Source organism: Sphingomonas sp. G-3-2-10, assembly GCF_012927115.1.
Classification (GTDB): domain Bacteria; phylum Pseudomonadota; class Alphaproteobacteria; order Sphingomonadales; family Sphingomonadaceae; genus Sphingomonas.
The window spans coordinates 3206592-3226344 of record NZ_JABBFY010000001.1 but is presented as its reverse complement, the minus strand read 5'-3'; the positions used below and the strand labels follow the sequence as shown (position 1 = coordinate 3226344).

At 65.8% G+C, this 19753-nt stretch carries 21 protein-coding genes; 10 read left to right on the top strand and 11 right to left on the bottom strand.

Annotated features, from left to right (window positions below):
- Positions 1-12 precede the first annotated feature (12 nt).
- Genes mnmG through HHL13_RS16215 form a run of 4 tightly spaced genes read left to right on the top strand, consistent with a single transcriptional unit; the run spans position 13 to position 4137 of the window.
- On the top strand, positions 13-1845 hold the full coding sequence (gene mnmG, locus HHL13_RS16230; protein WP_169556636.1) for a tRNA uridine-5-carboxymethylaminomethyl(34) synthesis enzyme MnmG: 1833 nt from the start codon (positions 13-15) through the stop codon (positions 1843-1845).
- Entirely contained in the window at positions 1842-2462 is a 621-nt protein-coding gene (gene rsmG, locus HHL13_RS16225) for a 16S rRNA (guanine(527)-N(7))-methyltransferase RsmG (RefSeq protein WP_169556635.1), read from the top strand. Before mnmG ends, rsmG begins: the two co-directional genes overlap by 4 nt.
- A complete protein-coding gene (locus HHL13_RS16220) occupies positions 2459-3244 on the top strand; it encodes a ParA family protein (protein ID WP_169556634.1) in 786 nt (261 codons plus the stop codon). The genes rsmG and HHL13_RS16220 overlap by 4 nt, the downstream gene beginning before the upstream one ends.
- Positions 3241-4137: a ParB/RepB/Spo0J family partition protein gene (locus tag HHL13_RS16215; RefSeq protein WP_169556633.1), complete on the top strand. Its 897-nt coding sequence runs from the start codon at positions 3241-3243 to the stop codon at positions 4135-4137. Before HHL13_RS16220 ends, HHL13_RS16215 begins: the two co-directional genes overlap by 4 nt.
- Before the next feature lie 25 nt (positions 4138-4162).
- On the opposite strand, the gene holA is transcribed toward HHL13_RS16215, so the two are convergent.
- The 4 genes from holA to HHL13_RS16195 all read right to left on the bottom strand — a co-directional run bounded on the left by holA (position 4163) and on the right by HHL13_RS16195 (position 8802).
- Positions 4163-5182, bottom strand: coding sequence for a DNA polymerase III subunit delta (gene holA, locus HHL13_RS16210; RefSeq protein WP_169556632.1), 1020 nt, complete (start codon positions 5180-5182; stop codon positions 4163-4165).
- Positions 5179-5700 carry an LPS assembly lipoprotein LptE gene (gene lptE, locus HHL13_RS16205; protein ID WP_169556631.1) on the bottom strand — a complete coding sequence of 174 codons (522 nt, stop codon included), beginning with the start codon at positions 5698-5700 and terminating at the stop codon, positions 5179-5181. The genes holA and lptE overlap by 4 nt, the downstream gene beginning before the upstream one ends.
- Complete coding sequence (leuS, locus tag HHL13_RS16200; protein ID WP_169556630.1) at positions 5697-8270, bottom strand: leucine--tRNA ligase; 2574 nt, start codon at positions 8268-8270, stop codon at positions 5697-5699. The genes lptE and leuS overlap by 4 nt, the downstream gene beginning before the upstream one ends.
- A gap of 100 nt (positions 8271-8370) precedes the next feature.
- Positions 8371-8802, bottom strand: a complete 432-nt coding sequence (locus HHL13_RS16195) for a DUF3576 domain-containing protein (protein ID WP_169556629.1) — start codon at positions 8800-8802, stop codon at positions 8371-8373.
- Positions 8803-8988: 186 nt separating this feature from the next.
- Here HHL13_RS16195 and HHL13_RS16190 point away from each other — a divergent pair, with 186 nt between their 5' ends.
- Entirely contained in the window at positions 8989-9693 is a 705-nt protein-coding gene (locus tag HHL13_RS16190; RefSeq protein WP_346775576.1) for a hypothetical protein, read from the top strand.
- A gap of 59 nt (positions 9694-9752) precedes the next feature.
- Here HHL13_RS16190 and HHL13_RS16185 read toward each other — a convergent pair whose 3' ends face one another.
- The 3 genes from HHL13_RS16185 to HHL13_RS16175 form a co-directional block, all read right to left on the bottom strand.
- Positions 9753-10184, bottom strand: coding sequence for a VOC family protein (locus tag HHL13_RS16185; protein WP_169556628.1), 432 nt, complete (start codon positions 10182-10184; stop codon positions 9753-9755).
- 10 nt (positions 10185-10194) lie between these two features.
- On the bottom strand, positions 10195-10731 hold the full coding sequence (locus HHL13_RS16180; RefSeq protein ID WP_169556627.1) for a hypothetical protein: 537 nt from the start codon (positions 10729-10731) through the stop codon (positions 10195-10197).
- A gap of 62 nt (positions 10732-10793) precedes the next feature.
- Complete coding sequence (locus HHL13_RS16175; RefSeq protein ID WP_169556626.1) at positions 10794-11093, bottom strand: alkylphosphonate utilization protein; 300 nt, start codon at positions 11091-11093, stop codon at positions 10794-10796.
- Positions 11094-11154: 61 nt separating this feature from the next.
- Between HHL13_RS16175 and HHL13_RS16170 the strand changes: the two genes are divergently transcribed.
- Complete coding sequence (locus HHL13_RS16170; RefSeq protein ID WP_169556625.1) at positions 11155-11766, top strand: DUF6445 family protein; 612 nt, start codon at positions 11155-11157, stop codon at positions 11764-11766.
- Between the two features lie 10 nt (positions 11767-11776).
- Here HHL13_RS16170 and HHL13_RS16165 read toward each other — a convergent pair whose 3' ends face one another.
- The gene (locus HHL13_RS16165) at positions 11777-12994 is read right to left on the bottom strand and encodes a UbiH/UbiF/VisC/COQ6 family ubiquinone biosynthesis hydroxylase (protein ID WP_169556624.1); all 1218 of its coding nucleotides are present in this window, start codon (positions 12992-12994) and stop codon (positions 11777-11779) included.
- Between the two features lie 118 nt (positions 12995-13112).
- Between HHL13_RS16165 and HHL13_RS16160 the strand changes: the two genes are divergently transcribed.
- The 4 genes from HHL13_RS16160 to ribA all read left to right on the top strand — a co-directional run bounded on the left by HHL13_RS16160 (position 13113) and on the right by ribA (position 18176).
- Positions 13113-15410 (top strand): DNA translocase FtsK, encoded by a 2298-nt coding sequence (locus HHL13_RS16160; RefSeq protein WP_169556623.1) that lies wholly within the window; start codon positions 13113-13115, stop codon positions 15408-15410.
- An 89-nt stretch (positions 15411-15499) separates the two neighbouring features.
- Positions 15500-16114 (top strand): outer membrane lipoprotein carrier protein LolA, encoded by a 615-nt coding sequence (locus tag HHL13_RS16155; RefSeq protein WP_346775575.1) that lies wholly within the window; start codon positions 15500-15502, stop codon positions 16112-16114.
- A gap of 230 nt (positions 16115-16344) precedes the next feature.
- Entirely contained in the window at positions 16345-17133 is a 789-nt protein-coding gene (locus HHL13_RS16150; RefSeq protein WP_169556622.1) for an exodeoxyribonuclease III, read from the top strand.
- Complete coding sequence (gene ribA / locus HHL13_RS16145) at positions 17130-18176, top strand: GTP cyclohydrolase II (protein WP_169556621.1); 1047 nt, start codon at positions 17130-17132, stop codon at positions 18174-18176. The genes HHL13_RS16150 and ribA overlap by 4 nt, the downstream gene beginning before the upstream one ends.
- Here the strand turns inward: ribA and HHL13_RS16140 are convergent.
- Genes HHL13_RS16140 through HHL13_RS16130 form a run of 3 tightly spaced genes read right to left on the bottom strand, consistent with a single transcriptional unit; the run spans position 18173 to position 19753 of the window.
- Positions 18173-18847, bottom strand: coding sequence for an HAD family phosphatase (locus tag HHL13_RS16140; RefSeq protein ID WP_169556620.1), 675 nt, complete (start codon positions 18845-18847; stop codon positions 18173-18175). The genes ribA and HHL13_RS16140 overlap by 4 nt on opposite strands.
- A complete protein-coding gene (locus HHL13_RS16135; RefSeq protein ID WP_169556619.1) occupies positions 18844-19077 on the bottom strand; it encodes a hypothetical protein in 234 nt (77 codons plus the stop codon). The genes HHL13_RS16140 and HHL13_RS16135 overlap by 4 nt, the downstream gene beginning before the upstream one ends.
- Positions 19078-19084: 7 nt before the next feature.
- On the bottom strand, positions 19085-19753 hold the full coding sequence (locus HHL13_RS16130; protein WP_169556618.1) for a YggS family pyridoxal phosphate-dependent enzyme: 669 nt from the start codon (positions 19751-19753) through the stop codon (positions 19085-19087).

Genomic DNA, 19753 nt, shown 5'->3' with positions numbered 1-19753 from the left:
TAGCGGGCGGGCATGGAATTCGACGTTATCGTCATCGGCGGTGGCCATGCCGGCACCGAAGCGGCCGCGGCCTCGGCGCGGCGTGGTGCGCGCACGGCATTGCTCAGCTTCGATCTGGCGAAGGTCGGCGCCATGTCGTGCAATCCGGCGATCGGCGGATTAGGCAAGGGCCATCTGGTTCGCGAGACCGATGCGTTCGATGGCCTGATTGCGCGCGTCGCCGATGCTGCGGCGATCCACTACAGAATGCTCAATCGGAGCAAGGGAACGGCGGTACAGGGGCCGCGCGTGCAGGCGGACCGGGTACGCTATGCCGCGGCGATCCAGGCGATGCTGCGTGCGCAGCAGCGGCTGACGTTGATCGAGGGCGAAGCGGCGTCGCTGATCCTTGAGGGTAGCGCGATCGCCGGGGTCGAGCTGGCCGATGGCACCCGCCTTGCTGCTCGGGCGGTCGTGCTGGCAACGGGCACCTTCCTCGGCGGCCGTATCTTCCGTGGCGAAGAGCGGCTCGACGGCGGCCGGATCGGGGAAGCGTCGTCGCATCGGATGGCGGAGCAGCTCCGCGCGCTCGACCTGCCGATGGCGCGGCTGAAGACCGGCACCCCGCCGCGGCTTGATGGGCGGACCATCGATTGGGCCAATGTTGCGGAGCAGCCGTCGGACCAAGAGCCGTGGACCATGTCGCCGCTCTCGACAGGCCGTCTGCTCCCCCAGCTCCATTGTGGCGTGACGCGCACCAACGAAGCGACGCACGACGCCATTCGGGGCGGGCTCGATCGTTCGCCCTTGTTCACCGGAGCAATCGACGCGCAGGGGCCGCGCTATTGCCCGTCGATCGAGGACAAGATCCACCGATTCGGCGATCGCGACGGGCATCAGATTTTTCTCGAGCCGGAGGGGCTGGATACGCATCTGGTCTATCCGAACGGTATGTCGACCTCGCTGCCGGTCGATATCCAGGTTGCGATGGTGAATTCGATTCCGGGGCTGGAGCGAGCGGAGATCGTCACGCCGGGCTATGCAGTCGAATATGACCATATCGATCCGCGCGCGCTGGCATCGACCCTGGGTCTTCCCGCGCTGCAGGGTCTGTTTTGTGCCGGGCAGATCAACGGGACGACCGGCTATGAGGAAGCGGCGGGGCAGGGACTGATCGCGGGGCTGAACGCGGCGGCGCACGCCTGTGCGCTAGCGCCGCTTATCCTGGATCGTGCGACGAGCTATCTTGGCGTCATGATCGACGATCTCGTGCTGCAGGGGGTGACCGAACCCTATCGCATGCTGACCGCACGGGCCGAGTATCGCCTGCGCTTGCGCGCCGACAATGCCGAGACGCGGCTTGGGCCTATCGCCGAGGCGCTGGGATGCCTTGGCGAGGTACGCACGGCCCGGCTAAAGGCGCGGCGCGACGAACGGGCGCGCCTGGACCAGATTTTCTCCGAACAGATCACTGCGAGCGCGATCCATGCGCGTGGCGCGCCGGTCGGCCTCGATGGCGCGCGACGGCCTGCACGGGAATGGCTGCGCTTCTCGGGCGTCGACCTGAGCCATGTCGCGGGTCCGATCGATACCGATCCGGCGCTCCTGGCCGAATATGTCGAAGATCAACGCTATGCGCCTTATCTGGAGCGCCAGGAAAGCGAAGTCAGCCAGCTCCGCGCCAACGATGCGGTGCGTCTTGACGTCAATCTGCAGTTCTCAGCCGTTCCGGGCTTGTCCAACGAGATGGTAGAGCGGCTCACTATCGCGCGCCCGGAAACGCTGGGCGCAGCGTCGCGCATCCGGGGGATAACGCCGGCGGCGCTGTCCGCCATTCTGCTCCACGCCCGCAAGAGCGCCGCATGACCGAAGATGAAGCCAGAAACTGGCTGCGCGAACGCTTCGATGTTTCACGTGAAACGCAATTATCGCGCTTCGCAGATATCCTGACCAGAGGAGCCAGCGAGCAGAACCTGATTGCCGCATCCACGTTGGCGGAGCTGTGGGCACGCCATCTGGTCGATTCCGCCCAGCTGATATCCCTTGCGGGCGACGGAGAAGGAACATGGCTCGATATCGGTTCGGGAGCCGGTTTGCCGGGTCTCGTGGTCGCCGTGCTTACGGATCGGCCCGTTATTCTCGTCGAACCCCGAGGGAAGCGCGTTGAATTCCTGCGGTCGGCCGCCGATGAGCTGGGTATAGCCGATCGCGTTGAAGTGATCGGCAGCAAGGTGGAATCCTACAAGCCGGAGCGACCCGCGGCGGTGGTTTCGGCCCGAGCGGTGGCTGAACTCGGCAAACTGTTCGCCGGGGCACAACATTGCACGGACTCATCCACAGTCTGGGTGCTGCCAAAGGGTCGAAATGTGCAATCGGAGGTGGAAGCGGCGCGCCGCGCATGGCAGGGTGCGTTTCACGTGGAACCGAGCATCACCTCCCCGGATTCCGGTATCGTGGTCGCCAAAAGGGTACGCCCGAGATGATCTGCATCGCAATCGCCAATCAGAAGGGCGGGGTGGGTAAGACCACCACGGCGATCAACGTCGGCACGGCACTCGCTGCGATCGGCAAGCGCGTGTTGCTGGTCGATCTCGATCCGCAGGGCAACGCGTCGACCGGCCTCGGTATCGCCCGCGCCGATCGCGAGCGTTCGAGCTACGATCTGCTGGTTACCGACGACATCACCTTGGAAGAAGTTGCGATTCCTACCCGGGTGCCGGGCCTCGACATCATCACCGCGACCCAGGATCTTTCGGGTGCGGAGATCGAACTGATCGAGTTCGAAGCGCGCACTCATCGGCTCGATGCGGCGCTTTCGCGCGGTAATGCCGCGCGATGGGATGTGATCCTGATCGATTGTCCGCCCTCGCTGGGTCTGCTGACGATCAACGCGATGGTCGCTTCACACGCCTTGCTGGTACCCCTCCAGTGCGAGTTCTTCGCGCTCGAGGGGCTCAGCCAGTTGCTCAACACCGTCGAGCGGATCCGCAGCCGGTTCAATCCCGGCCTGTCGATCCTCGGCGTGGTGTTGACCATGTATGACCGGCGCAACCGGCTGACCGATCAGGTATCGGACGATGTCCGCGCCGTGCTCGGTCGCGTGGTGTTCGACACGGTGATCCCGCGCAACGTTCGCTTGTCGGAAGCGCCCAGCCACGGACTGCCGGCGCTGATCTACGATTATAAATGTCCCGGCTCGGAAGCCTATATCGCGCTCGCCCGCGAAGTGATCGAGCGTCTGCCCAAGCTCAAGAAGGCCGCATGACGGAAGAAACGCCCGCAAACCCCGCCGCTGCCCGCAAGCCTCGCCCTGGCCTTGGCCGTGGTCTCAGTTCACTGCTCGGCGATAATGTTGCCGAAGCGCCGGTTTCCGGTACGCCTGATGCGGGTTCGGGCATTCGTATGCTGCCGGTCAGTTCGCTGACGCCGCATCCCGATCAGCCGCGCCGCCATTTCGACGATGATGCGTTGGAAGAGCTGGCGAAGTCGATCGCATCGCGCGGGCTGATCCAGCCGATCTTCGTGCGCCCGCACGGCCATAACTATCAGATCGTTGCCGGTGAGCGCCGCTGGCGGGCGGCGCAGCGGGCGCGGCTGCATGAAGTGCCGGTCATCATCCGCGAGCTGAGCGACGCCGATACGTTCGAAATCGCGCTGATCGAGAATATCCAGCGGCAGGATCTCAACGCGATCGAAGAAGCCGAGGGCTATTCGCGACTGATCAAGGAATATGGGCATACCCAGGAAGCGCTGGGCAAGATCGTTCACAAATCGCGCAGTCATGTCGCGAACCTGCTGCGCCTGCTCGATCTGCCGGGCGGCGTGCGCGAGCTGCTCGTCGCGGGCGCGATCGAAATGGGGCACGCCCGCGCGCTGATCGGTGCACCGGATGCGGAGAAGCTCGCGCGGCTCGTGGCGGACAGGGGACTGACCGTACGCGAGGCCGAGAAGCTGGCGCGCGACGCCAAGCCGAAGCGCAAGGGCGAGGCTCCCGCGCGCGATACCGACATCCAGGCGCTCGAACATCAGCTCGGCGATGTGCTGGGGCTCAATGTGCGGATCAATCATGGGCCGAAGGGCGGCACGCTGATGCTCAGCTATTCGACGCTCGACCAGCTCGACATGGTTTGCCAGAGGCTGAGCGGCGAGCGGATCTGAACCGCTCGTTTCACGTGGAACGGCGTTAGCGCATCCGCGCCGAAGCGCGCGCGATCGCGACGCATTCGGCTTCCGCCAGCACTTCTCCGGCGCTTGCCGAACTCATCATCGCCCGCTCGGCAAGCCGGGTGCGTTCGATCGCCCGGGCAAGCTGCTGCGCGTTCCAGCGGCGCAGCGCACGGCTGGTCGAGCCGCGCTCCTTGAAGAATATACGATGTTTTTCAATAACATCGTCTACTCTAGCGCCTGCATCGACTTCGGCGCGGAGTTCCGCGAGCGTGACAAGACGGCGAGCCAGGCTGCGGAGCAGGGGGATAGCGGAGGCGCCGCCTTCGCCGATCCCGGCCAGCTCCGCGCCGATTTCGGCAACGCGGCCGTCGATCACCGCTTCGATCGCACCGAACATGTCGTCCTCGCCGATATCCGCGCCGATCTCGTCGATCGCATTGGCATCGGCGTCGCGCGGGCGATCGGGCGCTGCGTCGAGGTAGAGCGCCAGCTTCTCGATTTCCCGGCTCAGAATGGCGCGATCGCCGGCGCAAGCCGTTGCGAGGCGCTGCGGCACATCGCCCATCAGCCGCAACCCATGTTCGCGCGCGACCATCTGGACGAGCTGAACCGCGTTGGCGCCTTCCGGAACGTAACAGGCGTGCGCCATTGCCGAGGAAGAAGCGATGGCCAGCTTGACCAGCTTGCCGCTGGCCTTGAGGCCGGGTCCGATCGCGACGACCGGATTGCCGGCGCGCTCGGCGCTCAGCAGCAACGTCATCGCTTCGACGGTGAATTCGTCGGCGCCGATGACCCGGATCAGCCGGGCGCCGCCGAACAGCGACATCGAGGCGGCTTCGTCGGCGAGGCGGCCCGGATTGGTGCGCAGTTCCTTGCCGTCGATGTCGATCCGTTCGGCATCGGGGCCAAGCGCGCGGGCGAGGCGCGTGGTCAGTTCCGCCGCGCCGGATTCGTCCGGCCCGTGGAGCAGATAGAGGCGCGTTTCCGGCTTGGGCGCATCCATTGCCGCGCGAATCTGCGGCGCGGTCGCCTTCACTTGGCGGCCGGAGCCGGAGGATTCTGTGCGAAGCGCGCGACCCGCGCGACGATCTGGTCGGCGACGATGTCGGAAAGCCGTTCGAGCGCCGAACGCTCGGCCGCGATGGTGGCGTACTCGGAACCGACCACGTCGATACCCGCGTCCGAGCCTGCCGTGGCGTCGAGCACCACCGCACCGGTCGACAGATCGATCAACTGATAGCGCGCGCGCAGCGTCCGGCGTTCGCGGGCAACCGAATCGTCGCGGCGAACGCCCAGGCCGGCGATGCGATCGTCGAGCCGCACATCGAGCCGGTAGCGGGGCGTCGCGTTCTGGCCGCGATCCAGCCGGTCGCGCAGCGCGTTGGAAACGAACCAGCCCGATTCACCTTCGATCGGCGAGACCTGCACCGCGGCGAGAGTCGACTGGACCGGCCCGGCGGCGCCGCCGCCATAGAGCGGCCGCAGCCCGCAGCCCGAAAGGGCGAGGGCGGAGACGGCGAGCAGCGCGACGCCAAGGACCGGGGGGCGGATCACGCGACGATATTCACGAGACGATCGGGAACGACGATCACTTTCTTCGGCGCCTTTCCTTCAAGCGCGCGCTGGACGTTGGGAGACGCCAGCGCAGCGGCTTCGGCGACATCCTTCGCCGTGCCCTTCGCCAATAGCAGCGTGTCGCGCAGCTTGCCATTCACTTGCACGGCCATCGTCACCTCGTCATCCACCAGCAGCGCCGGATCGACCTCGGGCCAGGGTGCGTCGGCGATCAGGCCGGCATTCCCCATCATCGCCCAGGCTTCCTCGGCAAGATGCGGAACCATCGGCGCGACGATTCGTGCCAGAGTGCGGATCGCATTCGTACGCGAAGCGCTGGGCGCCGCCTTCTCGATCGCCGCGGTCAGCTCGTAGAGCTTGGCGACCGACTTGTTGAAGGTCAGCGCCTCGATATCCACGGCAACGCCAGCGATGGTGCGGTGGAGCTTCTTGTCGAGCGCGGTGTCGGTGCCTTCGTGGCTCGCCGTTTCGCCCGAGGCGACCGCTTCGAACAAGCGCCAGAGCCGCTGGACGAAGCGCCATGCGCCGTCGATGCCGGCTTCGCTCCACTCCAGATCGCGTTCGGGCGGAGAATCGGAAAGCATGAACCAGCGCGCGGCGTCCGCGCCATACTGATCGACGATTTCGGTCGGATCGACGGTGTTCTTCTTCGACTTCGACATCTTCTCGATGCGCCCGACGATCACATCCTCGCCGGTATCGGTGAGATAGGCAGTCCCGTCGGCGCGGCGCGAGATCTGCGCGGGCTCGAAATAACGCTTCCGCTCCACGCCATCGACCGATTCCCGGCTATAATAGCTGGCGTGCGTCACCATGCCCTGGGTGAACAGGCCGGCGAACGGCTCCGCCACGTCGAGCATCCCCATATGATTGAGCGCGCGCGTCCAGAAGCGGGCGTAGAGCAGGTGCAGGATCGCGTGCTCCACGCCGCCGATATATTGCGCCACCGGCAGCCACTGTTCCGCCACGGCCTTGTCGAACGGCTTGTCCTTGGGCTGGCTGGCGAAGCGGATGAAGTACCAGCTCGAATCCACGAAGGTGTCGAGCGTGTCGGTTTCGCGCCGGGCCGCAGCGCCGCACTTCGGGCAATCGACATTTTTCCAGGTCGGATGACGGTCCAGCGGGTTGCCGGGAATGTCGAAGCTGACATCCTCGGGCAGCACGATCGGCAGCGATTCGCGCGGGGCGGGGACCACGCCGCAGCTTTCGCAATGGATGATCGGGATCGGCGTGCCCCAGTAACGCTGGCGGCTCACGCCCCAGTCGCGCAGGCGCCATACGGTGGTGCCGTTGCCCCAGCCGCCATTCTCGGCGCGGACGATCACCGCGCGCTTGGCATCGGCCACGTCCATCCCGTCGAGGAAGTGCGAATTCACCAGCGTGCCGGGACCGGTATAGGCCTCGGAATCGGTGAATTCGGAGGCTTCCTTGTCGCCTTCCGAAACCACGCGGCGGACCGGCAGCTTGTACTTGGTGGCGAACTCGAAATCGCGCTGGTCGTGTGCCGGCACGCCGAACACCGCACCGGTGCCATAATCCATCAGCACGAAATTGGCGATATAAACCGGCAATTCCCAAGCTGAATCAAAGGGATGTGCCGCACGGATGCCAGTGTCGAAGCCAAGCTTCTCCTGCGTCTCCAGCTCGGCGGCGGTGGTGCCGCCCTGCTTGCACAGCTCGATGAACGCCGCGGCTTCGGGGTTCGAAGCAGCCAGCGCCTGCGCGATCGGGTGATCCGCCGCGATCGCGACGAAGCTCGATCCGAAGATCGTGTCGGGCCGCGTGGTGAAGACTTCCACCTCACCGGCGCCCGAATCATTGGCGCTCAGCTTAAACCGGAACTGCAGCCCCTCGGACTTGCCGATCCAGTTTTCCTGCATCAGCTTCACCTTGTCGGGCCAATGCTCGAGGCCCTGTACGCCTTCCAGCAGCTCGTCGGCGAACTGGGTGATCTTGAGGAACCACTGGCTCAGCTTGCGCCGTTCGATCAGGGCGCCCGAACGCCAGCCGCGCCCGTCGATCACCTGCTCGTTGGCCAGCACGGTCATGTCGACCGGATCCCAGTTGACCGCCGATTCCTTGCGATAGACCAGCCCGGACTCAAGCAGATCAAGGAACAGCGCCTGCTCATGCCCATAATATTCGGGCTCGCAGGTCGCGAGTTCGCGCGTCCAGTCCAGCGCGAAACCGAGGCGCTTCAGCTGCGCCTTCATCGTCGCGATATTCTCGCGGGTCCAGCCGCCGGGATGGACCTTCTTTTCCATCGCCGCATTCTCGGCAGGCATGCCGAACGCGTCCCAGCCCATCGGATGGAGCACTTCCATGCCCTGCATCCGGCGGAACCGCGCCAGCACGTCGCCCATCGTGTAGTTGCGGACGTGACCCATATGGATGCGCCCCGAAGGATAGGGGAACATCTCGAGGACGTACGACTTGGGCTTGGGCGAATCGTCGCGCGCGGCGAAGGTGCGGGCATCGTCCCACACCTTCTGCCAGTGGCTATCGGCTTTCAGCGCGTTGAAACGCGACACGGGTTTTCCTTCGGTCATGGGCTCGAATCACTAGGGGAGGGCATGGGACCCGATCAAGCAAAAGGGGCGGACTCCGTCTCCGGAGCCCGCCCCTCGAAAATTCGGGTTACGGCGCCGGTCAGTCGGCGATCGCGGCGCGACGAAGGTCGCGGGCGCGGGTAAGGATGATGTCTTCGAGCTTCTGCACCGTCGCGGCCTGCACCGGGGCAGTCACCCATGCGCCGTTGCGGTTCACTTCGCGCAGTGCGGCGACGCGCAGCGCATCGGCGCGCAGATCCTGGTCGAGGATGGTAACGGTCACCTTCATCCGCTCGGTCGGGACGTTCGGGTTCACATACCAGTCGGTCACGATCACGCCGCCGTTCGAATCGGTCTGCAGCAGCGGCATGAAGCTCAGCGTGTCGAGGCTGGCGCGCCACAGATAGGAATTCACGCCGATCGTGGTCACCTTCGAAGCGGCGATATCGGTCTCGGGACGTTCACGGCCACCGCATGCGGCGAGGGGAAGAATGAGCGACCCCAGGATCGCAGTGCGCAACAGGCGGTTCATCAACAGCTTCCTAAAGGCAGAATAAGGCAAGGCCAGCATCTATAGAGGGAGATATGGCCGGAGCAAGGCGGGCCGCGCGCGCGGCGATTCTGTGGGTACTGTGCAACACCTGACTCGGAAAATGGCTGCCCATGTGGAACCACTCTTCCGAATCGTGGTAGAAGCCCCCAATTGGGAGGGATGAAGATGCGACTCGGACGCGTTGTGACGGGACTGGGACTGGGGGCGCTGTGCGCTGCCGGCCTTTTCGTTGCGCCCGCGCTCCAGGCGCAGGAGAATCGCCAGGTCGTCCAGGCCAAGCGCGCGCCGCTCCGGACCGGAATCGGTATCTTCACCCCGGCGGCCGCCGATCCGAAGCTCGCCGCCGTTCTGTCGCGCAGCGGCCTGTCGGAAACCGGCTTCCGCTTCACGCCTTCGGCCAATCGCAATGGCAACAATCGCGCGGTGATGGTCGCGGTTCGCGCCAATTCGACGCGCAATGCGGTTGAGCGCAACGCGGCGCCGACGGTCAACGTCGCGCCGATCGCCTATAATCTGGGCGTGTCGGTCGGCTGGAAGCGCTTCGCCGTTTCGGGCGATGTGACTCGCGTCGATCTGGTGTCTCAGCCCGGCGGCCGCGAAACCACCGATCTGAACCTCAGCTATTCGGGCAAGAAGGCCAGCGGCCGCGTCTCGGCGATCGCCGATCGTCCGCTGACCAACACGCCGGCGCTGATCGGCGACAAGCCCAGCTATTCGATCGACGTGGGCGGCAGCTATTCGCTGACTCGCAACCTCGATGTCACCGCAGGCGTCCGCTACAAGAGCGAGCGTGAGCGGATCGACCCGAGCCTGACCGACAACCGCCGTGACAGCCAGGCGGTCTATGTCGGCACGGCGTTCCGCTTCTAAGCTTCGATACGCATTGTAGGCCCGTACCCCCGGATCGCTCCGGGCCCGTCGCTTTGCGTTCAGATCCAGCCCGGCGCGTGGACCAGTTCGAGCTTCATCCCGTCGGGATCCTCGAAGAACACCGCATAATAGTCGCCCGAATATTGCGGATAATGCGCCGGCGGATCGAGCACCGGGATTCCATGTCGGATCAGCAGCGCGTGGAGCCGGTCGACATCCTCGCGGCTCTCGGCGCGCCAGGCCAGATGATGCAGGCCCGGTGCATAGCGGCGATGGCGATGCCCGGCTTCGGCCGGATCGCAGGCGCGCAATCCGATCGACGCGCCGCGACCGTCGCCGGGCTCCTTCAAGTCCCATTCGTATCCGTCGCTATCCTTGACCTGCTCATAGCCGAGGAATTCGAGCACCGGCCCATAGACTCGCCGCGACGCTTCCAGATCGGTGACGTTGAGGTCGATATGATGGACGGCGCCGCGGATCGATCGGGGCATTGCTATCGCCTCAGTGCGCCCAGCGCTCGGTCAGCACCTCGGCCTTGCCGTCCTTCACCCGCACTTCCATCGCCGGTTCCTTCGGCTCGCCGGGCTTGAACAGCTCGTAGATCACGCTGCCGTCGGTCTGGGTGCTTTCGATCACGCGCGCCGGAGCGAAAACACCGGTCTTGGCCTTTGCCGCGGCCTGCGCGATCAGCGGCGCGTCCTTCCACGCGATATCGCGCTGGATCTCGACGACGCGGAACGCGCCCTTCTCCTCGATAATGTCGATTTCGATCTCGCTGCCGTCGGGTTTCGTGCCCTCGACGTCATAATAGACCCGGCCCTCACGTTCCTTACGCTCGGCTTCGTTCACCTTCATGCCGGGCACCGCAGCTTCGATCACCGGCGCGAGGCCCGCGGGCAGGTTGACCGCGGCAACGGCATCGATGTTGGTGATCGGCCCCGCCGCCAGCACGCCATTGTCCGCAGCGGCTTCGTTTGCCGTTTCCGGACCGTTGCACGCCGCGACCGCCAGTCCGGCAACGATGATGAAGCGCTTCATATGTCTCTCCTGTCCACCGGTTACCGCACCTATGCCGCAGACGGTGGCGCTCCGTCGAGGGTTCAGCGTTTGCGGACGAATTCGGCGCGCAGCACCAGCCCCTTGATCCCTTCGTAGCGGCAATCGATCTCCTGCTCGTCGCCGGTCAGCCGGATCGACTTGATCAGCGTGCCGCGCTTCAGCGTCTGTCCCGCGCCTTTCACCTTCAGATCCTTGATCAGCGTCACCTGATCGCCATCGGCCAGCAAATTGCCCACCGAATCGCGGACTTCCACCGCAGGCGCGCTGGCGGCTGCATCTTCGGCGCTGATCCATTCGCCGGTCGCTTCGTCATAGACATAGGAATCGTCGCCGCCGCTCATTCGGTCCTCCGTTGCGCCGCGCTATTCCAAGCCGCGGCCAAAACTGCCAATCCTTGCCGCCATGCTCCCTTCGCTGATCATCGTCGACGATTTCCTGACCGACCCGCACGGCTTTCGCGCCCATGCGCTGGCGCTCGATTACGATCCGCAGTTCAAACAGGGCAATTATCCGGGTCTGTTATCCACCCGGCCGCTGCCTGTGAACGGCCTCGATGCCGAAGCGGGCGCGCGTGCCGGGGTGAAGCTTCAGCCCGCCGCCGGGACGACGCACCAGCATTGCCGCCTGACGCTGAAGGGCGACAAGGGCATCAGCGGGGTCCATATCGATCCCTGCTATTATTCCGGCATCCTCTATCTCAGCCTGCCCGAGCATTGCCGGGGCGGTACCGAATTCTTCCGTCACAAGCCGACCGGGCTGGATCGCGTGCCGCTGACTCCGCTCGAGCTGGCGAAAAGCGGCTATTCGGACGTCAACACGCTGATCGAGGACGTCGTCAATCGCGACACGCTGAAGCCTGCGCGCTGGGAACGGACGATGACCGTGCCGATGCGCTTCAACCGGCTGATCCTGTTCAGTCCGTGGATGTTCCACAACAGCGCGCCGGGGTTCGGTGACCGGCCCGAAAATGGCCGGCTGGTGCATCTGATGTTCTTTGCCGGGGCGTCCGCCTGAACCGCAGGCCCTAGACCATCAACCCCTGCAGCAGCTTGGGCACATCCCCGCTTTCGCCGCGCGCTTCGCTCATGAAGGCGCGCTTGAGCGGAGGCAGGCGATCGACTGCCGACAGGCCGAAGCGGCGCGCCGCCGACACGGTCTTGCCCGGCATGCCGAACAGGCGGGTCAGGCCATCGGTCGCGGCGGCGACCATGAAGGTGTCGAGCCCGCGCCAGCGCTGGTAGCGCGCCAGCAATTGGGGATCGCCCATGTCGAGGCCGACGCGTTTGCCCTCGACCAGCACTTCGACCAGCGTCGCCACGTCGCGGAAGCCGACATTGACGCCCTGTCCCGCGATCGGATGGATGCCGTGCGCCGCGTCGCCGACCAGCGCCAGCCGGTCGCTCGTGATCCACGCGGCGTGATGGAATCCAAGCGGATGGCTGAACCGGGCGGTCAGCCGATCGAGCTTGCCCAGGAACCCGCCCATCCGCTTTTCCGCTTCGTGCAGATAGGCGCGGTCGGACAGCGCCATCATCGCGGGCGCATGTTCGGTCTTCACCGTCCACACGATCGCCGACCGGTGACCATGTTCGTCATCGACCAGCGGCAGGATCGCGAACGGCCCTTCGGGATAGAAAATTTCGTAGGCGATGTTCTCGTGGGGACGCTCGTGATGAAGCGAGATCACCATCGCGACATGATCGTAGCTCCACCGCGCGACCTTAAGCCCGGCGGCCTCGCGAGTCGGCGAATTGCGGCCCTCCGCGGCGATCAGCAGTTCGCCGCGTACCGTCGCGCCCGAATCGAGCAGCGCCGTGACGCCATGCGGCCCGCGTTCGACCGAAACCGCGCGCGTTTTCATCCGCACGTCTGCCAGCGGCGCGGCCTGCGCAGCTTCGAGCAGCGCGCGGCGCAGTTCGCGATTCTCGAACATATAACCCAGCGCGCCGTCGTCATCGGCCGGTGCGAAGTCGAGCTTGCCCGGCGCCAGCCCGTCCGACACGCGGATGCCCTGGATCGGGCAGCCCAGCCCTGCCAACCGTTGCGAAACGCCGATCGCTTCGAACATGCGATGGGGCGCGCTGGCGATCGCAGAGGCCCGGCCGTCGAAGGAGGCGGCGAGAATCTTTTCGGGATCTGCGGTGTCGATCACGATCGACGAGAGGCCATGCGCATCGAGCGCCGTCGCGAGCGCGCTGCCGACCAGCCCGCCGCCGAGGATGATAAGGTCCGCGCGGTCCATGCGTTGCCCGTAGCGGTTCGCTGCGGACCGCACCAGCCCACACCCTCCAACCCTTGACGCGGGACTCGCGAGACGCGATGATTCCCGCGCACCCCCTGCAAATTCCGGAGGCTGGACGATGGCGTCCCGCGCAAAGGCGCCGCAATGGCGCGACACGATGAAGGCTGGCGCGCGCCGTAGCGGCGCACTGATCGGGGGCGTTGCGCTCTTTCTCGGCGTGCTGCTGCTCAGCCTCGCGCTGATCAGCTATCACGCGCAGGATCCTTCGCTGAACACTGCGGCCGCCGGCCCCGCCCGCAACATGGTCGGCGGACTGGGCGCGTGGGTGTCGGACATCCTCTTCTCGTTGCTCGGCGCGCCGGTGTGGCTGTTGATGCCGGTTGGGCTGATCGCGGCGAATCGACTGTGGCAGGATCGCCCGCTCACCGGGTTCGGCACGATGCTGCGCTGGGGCACGTTCGGCGCCGTGCTGTTCGGCGCGTCACTGGCGTTCGTGCCGGTCGATTCGACCCTGCCGGCGGGCCGCGCCGGTCTTGCCGGCATGATGATCGCCAAGACGCTGAGCTCGGGCCTCGAATATATCGCGGATGCCGGCGTGGCGTTGTGGATCGGCCGCGGCATAGCGCTGGTGCTGGGTTTTGCCGGCCTGTGGATCTGGGCGCGCGCGCTCGACTTCACCTTGCCCGAACGCAATTGGGCCATCCCGCAAATCCCGTTCAAGCCCAAGACGGCGGAGCGCGAACGCGATTATGACGAGCCGGCCCGCGCCGACGATTCGCCCAAGCCGCAGCCGCGCAAGGTGGCGATGCCCGATGCGCGTCCCGGCCCGGTTATCGCCGATCGCCAGATCTCGCCCAGCCCGGCGCGCAGCAAGCCGCCGAGCCAGACCAGCCTCGATTTCAAGGACAGCTACAAGCTGCCGCCGCTCGATCTGCTCAAGGCCGCGCCGCCCAACAGCAACGCCGCGATCGACAAGGCGGCGCTCGAGCGCAACGCCCGCCTGCTCGAAAGCGTGCTCGACGATTTCAACGTGAAGGGCCAGATCGTCGAGGTCCGCCCCGGCCCGGTCGTCACCATGTACGAACTGGAACCTGCGAGCGGCATCAAGGCCAGCCGCGTGATCCAGCTCGCCGACGATATCGCGCGCAACATGTCCGCCATCTCCGCCCGCGTCGCGACCATCCCCGGCCGCAGCGTTATCGGCATCGAACTGCCGAACGCGAAGCGCGAGGGGGTGAACCTCCACGAACTGATCGGCAGCGAGACGTTCGAGGATCAGGGTGCGTCGCTCCCGCTGGTGCTGGGCAAGAATATCGCTGGCGAGCCGATCATCGCCGATCTCGCGCCGATGCCGCATTTGCTCGTCGCCGGCACCACCGGTTCGGGCAAGTCGGTCGGGCTCAACTGCATGATCCTGTCGCTGCTCTACCGGCTCACCCCGGATCAGTGCCGCATGATCATGATCGATCCCAAGATGCTCGAACTGAGCATGTACAAGGGCATCCCGCACCTGCTCGCCGAAGTGGTGACCGAGCCGCCCAAGGCCGTCCGCGCGCTCAAATGGGCGGTCGAGCAGATGGAGGACCGCTACCGGATGATGGCTTCGGTCAACGTCCGCAGCCTCGCCAGCTTCAACGACAAGGTGCGCCAGGCCAAGGCAAAGGGCCAGAAGCTCGGCCGCAAGGTGCAGGTCGGCTATGACGAGAATGGCCGCCCGATCCATGAGGAAGAGACGCTCGACCTCTCGCCGCTGCCGCAGATCGTGATCATCGTCGACGAGCTCGCCGATCTGATGATGACCGCGGGCAAGGAAGTCGAATTCCTGATCCAGCGCCTTGCGCAAAAGGCGCGCGCGGCGGGCATCCACCTGATCATGGCGACGCAACGCCCCTCGGTCGACGTCATCACCGGGGTGATCAAGGCCAATCTGCCGACCCGGATCAGCTTCCACGTCACCTCGAAGATCGATTCGCGCACGATTCTGGGCGAACAGGGCGCCGAACAGCTGCTGGGCAAGGGCGACATGCTCTACATGCCCGGCGGCAAGCAGCTCACCCGCGTCCACGGCCCCTTCGTCAGCGATGACGAAGTGCAGGCGGTGTCGGACTTCTGGCGCGGCCAGGGCGAGCCCGATTACATCACCGCCGTCACCGAGGAACCCGAGGATGGCGGGTTCGCGCTCGAGGGCAGCCCGGAGGGCGACGACAGCCCCGAGGAACAGACCTATCGCCGCGCGACCCAGCTCGTCGCGGAGAGTCAGAAGGCGTCCACCTCGTGGCTCCAGCGCCAGCTCCGCGTCGGCTACAACACTGCCGCGCGCCTGATCGAGCGAATGGAGAAGGATGGCCTCGTTTCGCGTCCCGACCATGTCGGCCGCCGCGAAGTGCTGATGGATACCGACGGCCGGCCGCTCTAGACGGGATCGAAACGACCCGCTCGCGGGTTCACGGGGCATTCAAGCCGCGGGCTTTAGGGCCGCCGGCCAAGACAGATTCGGAGAATTACGTGTTTCGACTGCCGACCCTACTGACCCTCGCCGTGGCGACGCCGCTGCTGGTCGCCGCAGCGCCCGAGAATGATCTGGTGAAGGTGCAGGGCCATCTTCAGTCGGTCAGCAGCATGACCGCCAGCTTCAGCCAGGAAGACCGCAACCGTCGCGTCCTCACCGGCACGATGACGCTCAAGCGTCCGGGCAAGATCCGCTTCCAGTATCAGAAGGGCGTACCCCAGCTGATCGTCGCGGACGGCAGCTCGCTGTTCTTCATCGATTATCAGGTGCGCCAGGTCCAACGCTGGCCGATTGGCAACTCGCCGCTCGCGGTGCTGCTCAACCCGAAGCGCGACATCACCAAATTCGCGAAGCTGGTGCCGACCGGCGATTCGCGCGTCGTCTCGGTCGAGGTGCATGACAAGGCGCATCCCGAATATGGCCGGATTACCTTGATCTTCCAGCGCTCCGAATCCGCGCCGGGCGGGCTGATGCTTCAGGGCTGGGTCGCGCTCGATTCGCAGAACAATCGCACCACGATCCGGCTGTCGAACCAGAAGTTCAACGCGGCGATCGCCGACGGAGCGTTCCGTTGGAACGACCCGCGGAGGAGTGGCGCCAACCGTCCCTGAATTTCGTTCATGTAGCGTGCAGGAAGCCGACACTAGAACGGTTGTTGCGGAAGTGAGGCGTACCCGGGATTTTCCCCCTGTTGCCTGGGATCTCACCTCCCGCCTGCGTGACGAACGCCAGGTCGGCCCTCGCTCCAATGCCCCCGGAGCGGGGGCCTTTCCTTTTTCGACCGGCTCGCACCGTAGCCGCTGGGCTGGAACCGCGCCGTAAACGCGCTACATGCGCAGCGATGACGACGACAATCGCTTCCTGGAACATCAATTCGGTCCGCTTCCGGATCGACATCGTTCAGCAATTCCTCCGCGAGGAAGCGCCCGACATTCTCTGCCTTCAGGAAACCAAGGTGATCGACGGCGATTTCCCCGCCGCGCCGTTCCGCAAGCTCGGCTATGATCATGTGATCATCCACGGCCAGAAGATGCATCACGGCGTCGCGATCATCAGCCGGATCCCGATCGTCGAGGATGACCGGCTCGACTGGCAGGCCAATGGCGAGGCGCGCCATGTCGGCGTTCGGCTACCCAACGGGGTTCGGCTCGAGAATGTCTATGTTCCCGCCGGCGGCGACATTCCGAACCGCGATCTGAACCCCAAGTTCGGCCAGAAGCTCGATTTCGTCCAGCGCATGACCGAATGGTCCGCCGGCCTCGACGTGCCGACGATCCTCACCGGCGATTTCAACATCGCCCCGCTCGAATGCGATGTGTGGAGCCACAAGCAGCTGCTCGACGTGGTCAGCCACACGCCGATCGAAGTCGAGGCGCTTGCCCGGCTTCAGGCCGCGCACGGCTGGGTCGATCTCGGCCGCCGGTTCATCCCGGCTCCCGAGCGGAACTTCACCTGGTGGAGCTATCGCGCGAAGGATTGGGAAGCCTCGGATCGGGGCCGCCGGCTCGATCATATGTGGGCCAGCCCCCCGCTCGCCGAAAAGGCGCTGTCGCACCGCGTGTGCGAGCCGTGCCGCAGCTGGCTCAAGCCCTCGGATCACGTGCCGATCGTCACCGAGTTCGACTTTTGAGCGATCCGCGCGCTGCTGCCCGCGCCATCGACGCGCTGCGCCGCGGCTGGCCGGTCGCGATCGAAGGGCTGGCGCTGCTCGCGGTCGAGACGGCCGATGCCGGGCGGCTGCGTGCGTTCGATCCCGGGAACCAGGCCCCTTTGCTCCTGTCCGCCGGCCGGGCCGCGACGCTCAAGCTGGCGAACCAGCGCGACGCCGCAACGCCCGATGGCCCGGTGTTGGTCGAGCGCGTCGCATGGCTCGATTTCGATACCGCGACTGCGCTCGCCGATCCTCAGCTCGATCTGGCGACGCCGCTGAAGGGGCCGTTCCGCGCGATCCCGGTCGTGCAGCCCGATGCCGCCGCCGCCGCGCTGCGCCTCGCGCGGATCGCGGGGGTGCTTCCGGCCTTTTTCGCGCGCCCTGCGGCTGGGGAGGATGAGATCTCCATCGCCGATATCGACGCGCACGAGGATGCCGATCGCCTCCGCATCGTCGCGCGCGCACACCTGCCGGTGGCGGGCGCCGAAGACAGCGAGATCGTCGCCTTCCGCACCGACGAGATGCCCGGCGAGCATGTCGCGCTGCTGATCGGCCAGCCCGATGGCAATCCGCCTCTTGTCCGGCTGCACAGCGAATGCCTGACGGGCGACGTGCTCGGCAGCCTGAAATGCGATTGCGGGCCTCAGCTTCACGCAGCGGTCCGCGCGATCGAGGCGAGCGGCTGGGGCATCCTGCTCTATTTGCGTCAGGAAGGGCGCGGCATCGGCCTGATCAACAAGCTGCGGGCCTATGCGCTGCAGGATCAGGGGTTCGACACGGTCGACGCCAATACCCGTCTCGGCTTCGCGATCGATGCGCGCAATTTCGCCGTTGCCGGACGCATGTTGACCCTGCTCGGCCAGCGCACGGTGCGCTTGCTGACCAACAATCCGGAAAAGGTCGCCGCGCTCGAAGCGGCTGGCGTCAAGGTTGCCGAGCGGGTCGCACACAAGCTGCCGCCCAATCCGCACAACGAACGCTATCTGGCGACCAAGCGCGACCGCACCGGGCACCAACTCTAGGCGATCAGCCGAGCCACTTCGTCGAAATCATGCGCGATCTCGGTCACGCCCAGCGCACGCAGGCGATCGGCATGGTCCAGCGCGCAATGCCGTCCCGCGCACAGCCCGATGACATGCGCGCCCGACGCGACGGCGCCGGTCACGCCTACCGGCGAATCCTCCAGAATCACGCAGCGGCGAATATCCGCGCCGATCGCCTGCGCGGCGTGGAGATAGATGTCCGGCGCGGGCTTGCCGTTGGCCACATGCTCGCGGCCGGAGAAGATCCGCCCCTCGAACGCATCGCGAATGCCGAGATGGTCGAGATGCGCGCCGATCCAGCGCGTCGTGCTCGACGAAGCGATCGCGCGGGGCAGTTCGGGCGGCATCGACCGGACGAAGGCGATCGCGCCGAGCACTTCCTCCAGCCCTTCCTCGATCGCGCGCTTGTCCTCGACCGCTCGGGCATCGTGGAAGTCGTCGGGGATGGCGCGGCCGATCCAGCGCTCGATCGCGGCGAGGAAATCGCCCCCGGCCAGCCCCATGAAGTTCGCCATCGATTGCTCGGGCGTGGTCGGATGGCCGATCCCCGTCAGATATTCCGCGATCTGGCGGTTCCCCGCGAACTCGCTTTCAAGCAGCACGCCGTCGAAATCGAACAGGATGGCGTCGAACCGGGTCGTCAGGGTCATGCGTCACTCCGCCGGCGATAGATGCGCCCGATGCTGGTGGTACGGCACGACCTGCAACGGATCGGGACGCGGGGCTCACCGCTCGCACGATAGCGCACGCCGCCCGTGTCCCACACCGATCGCTCGCCGCCGCAGCGGACGCAGGCGATCTTCCATTCGCGCGATTCGCGTTCGATCGCCCCGGCCCAGCGGCGCGGCAACAATCGGACGAGGCGTTGGGTCAGGCCCATCCGCGCCTCAACTCCGCTGACCGAACAACGCGGTGCCGATCCGCACATGCGTTGCGCCGAGCCAGATTCCGGCTTCGAAATCGCTCGACATGCCCATGCTGAGGCCCGTGACGTCATGATCACGCGCCAGCTTCGCCAGCAGCGCGAACCACGGCGCGGGTTCGAGATCGAGCGGGGGTACGCACATCAGCCCGGCGAGCGGCAGGCCGGCGGCGCGAGCTTCGGCCAACAGGGCGGGCAGATCGGCAATCGCACAGCCGCCCTTCTGGTCTTCCTCGCCGATATTGACCTGGATGAAGCAGGCGGGCCGCTTGCCGGCCTTGTCCATCGCTTTCGCCAGCGCCGTCACCAGCGAAGGCCGGTCGACCGAATGGATCGCGTCGAACAGCGCAACGGCTTCCTCGGCCTTGTTCGACTGGAGCTGGCCGACGAGGTGGAGTTCGATGTCTGAAGTCGTCTCGCGCAACTCCGGCCATTTCGCCGCGGCCTCCTGGACGCGGTTCTCGCCGAATACGCGTTGCCCCGCCGCGATCAGCGGGCGGATGGCGTCGGCGTCATGCGTCTTGGAGACGGCGATCAGCGTGACGTCGGCGGGATCGCGGCTCGCGGTCTTCGCGGCGCGGGCGATCTGGTCGCGAACAGTGGCGAGGCGAGAGGCGGCATCGTCGGACGGCAT